Source organism: Saccharomonospora iraqiensis subsp. paurometabolica YIM 90007 (genome assembly GCF_000231035.2).
GTDB classification, from domain to species: Bacteria; Actinomycetota; Actinomycetes; order Mycobacteriales; family Pseudonocardiaceae; genus Saccharomonospora; species Saccharomonospora paurometabolica.
In genome coordinates this window covers 1-1,749 of the sequence record NZ_KI912204.1, presented here as the reverse complement: position 1 = coordinate 1,749, position 1,749 = coordinate 1, and the positions used below count along the sequence as shown (strand labels likewise).

The 1,749-nt window shown below is 73.8% G+C and carries 4 protein-coding genes; all 4 read right to left on the bottom strand.

Translation table 11 applies throughout. The features are described from left to right. Positions 1-246, bottom strand: a 246-nt coding sequence (gene tatA, locus SACPADRAFT_RS0203045) for a Sec-independent protein translocase subunit TatA (protein WP_007027509.1), incomplete at its 3' end; no start/stop codon positions are given. Positions 247-267: 21 nt separating this feature from the next. Further along, on the bottom strand, positions 268-498 hold the full coding sequence (locus SACPADRAFT_RS32085) for a bacteriophage holin (protein WP_028662173.1): 231 nt from the start codon (positions 496-498) through the stop codon (positions 268-270). Positions 499-511: 13 nt separating this feature from the next. Further along, complete coding sequence (locus SACPADRAFT_RS0203035; protein WP_007027507.1) at positions 512-1,492, bottom strand: helix-turn-helix transcriptional regulator; 981 nt, start codon at positions 1,490-1,492, stop codon at positions 512-514. Continuing rightward, positions 1,489-1,749: WCX domain-containing protein (locus SACPADRAFT_RS25280; RefSeq protein WP_007027506.1), on the bottom strand; the 261-nt coding region annotated here is incomplete at its 5' end. The genes SACPADRAFT_RS0203035 and SACPADRAFT_RS25280, both read right to left, overlap by 4 nt.

Genomic DNA, 1,749 nt, shown 5'->3' with positions numbered 1-1,749 from the left:
CGCGGCGGTCGCACCCGACTGCGGCAACTGCCGCGCGTCCGGCCCGCTCGCCCCGTCCCGCGCGACGGCACCGTCGGCACCGTCGGCGCCGTCGGAGGAGGACCGCATGTCCTTCGTCTCGGCCTTGAAGATCTTCATGGACTTGCCGATCGAGCGGGCCGCGTCCGGCAGGCGCTTGGCGCCGAACAACACCACCACGACCAGCACCAGAATGATCAAATGCCAGGGGCTCAACGCATTCGGCATGACCCGGCCTCCCTTACTCGCTCACGCCCGATCGTACTGTGTCGTCCGGGTCCGGTGGACCCGGCGGCGCCGGTCGAATCCCACCCGCACCGCCGCCCACCGGGCGCGCACGAGCCCGAACCGGTCCCGCATCCCCGCCGCGGCCATACTGACCGTGTCACGGCAGGCGCGCAAGGCCCTACCCACCCGCACGGCCGCGACCGCCAACACCAGCACCGCCGCCAGCACCGCCGCGACACTCACCACGACCATCACGACGGAAAGCCTACTGTCCCGAAGTGACAGGAAGGTGACGAACCCGCGTCAACGCCTCCGCCGCCCGGTTGCGGGTCGCCACCGCCAACCGCTCCGGCGCGAGCACCGTGGCCCGGCCCCCGAGCCGCAGCACCAGCCGCACCATCCACGACTCGTCGCCGTAACGCATCCGCACCCGCAGCCTGCCCCCGTCCAGCTCGGCCAACTCCTCGCACGGGTAGTACTCGGCCACCCACCGCGCGTCCGGCGCGAGCACCAGCTCCGCCTCCGGATGCTCGGCCGTCGGGGAGAACACCCCACCGGAGAGGTCCGTCGGCTCCGCCCGCGGCGACGGCTCCGCCGCCTCGTCCAGCTCCCGCACCCCGTCGACCCGGTCCAGGCGGAACAACCGCACCGCCTCCGCCCGCCGACACCACGCCTCCAGGTAGCTCACACCCTGCACGATGACCAGCCGCATCGGGTCGACCCGCCGCTCGGTGATCTCGTCCTTCGACGCGGTGTAGTACCGCAGCCACAGCGCCCGCCCCGCCTGCAACGCCCCGCGCACCACCTCGCGGGTCGCCGCGGTCTGCGCCGTGTCCGGCACCCCCTGCCCGACCACCACCCCGGACGGGCGCGCATGCCCCGACGCGGCCTCGATCTTCGCCACGGCCCGCCGCACCGCGTCCGTGTCCACCACCCCCGGCGTCTCCGCCAACGCCCGCAACGCGATCAGCAACGCGCTCGCCTCACCACCGGTCAACCGCAGCGGCCTGCGCATCCCCGCGTCGAACGTCACCGACACCGTGTCCCCGTCGAACGACAGGTCGATCAGATCGCCCGGCCCGTAACCCGGCAGCCCGCACATCCACAGCAGCTCCAGATCCTTGCGCAGCTGCCGCGGAGTCACGTCGAAGTCCCGCGCGGCCTCGGCGATCGCCACCCCCGGCCGCGCCAACAGATACGGCACCAGCGCCAACAACCGCGGCAGCCGCTGCCCCGACGCACTCACCCGGACACCTCCCCCAATCCGTGCCCGCCCCGACCCGGCCCCGGATCGCCGCCGTGGGCGACGCGTTCCCACCGGTCCACCACCGCCTTGGCCAGCACGTCCGGCTCCAGCACCACCACGTCCGGCGCGTACCCGGCGATCCAGTCGGCCGCGCTCTCGGCGTGGTGCACCTCCAGCTCGACCACGTCCCCGTCCACCTCGGCCACCGTCGCCCGGCCGAGCACCCGCGCCCGCCTGCGGATCCCGGCCGCGCGGCC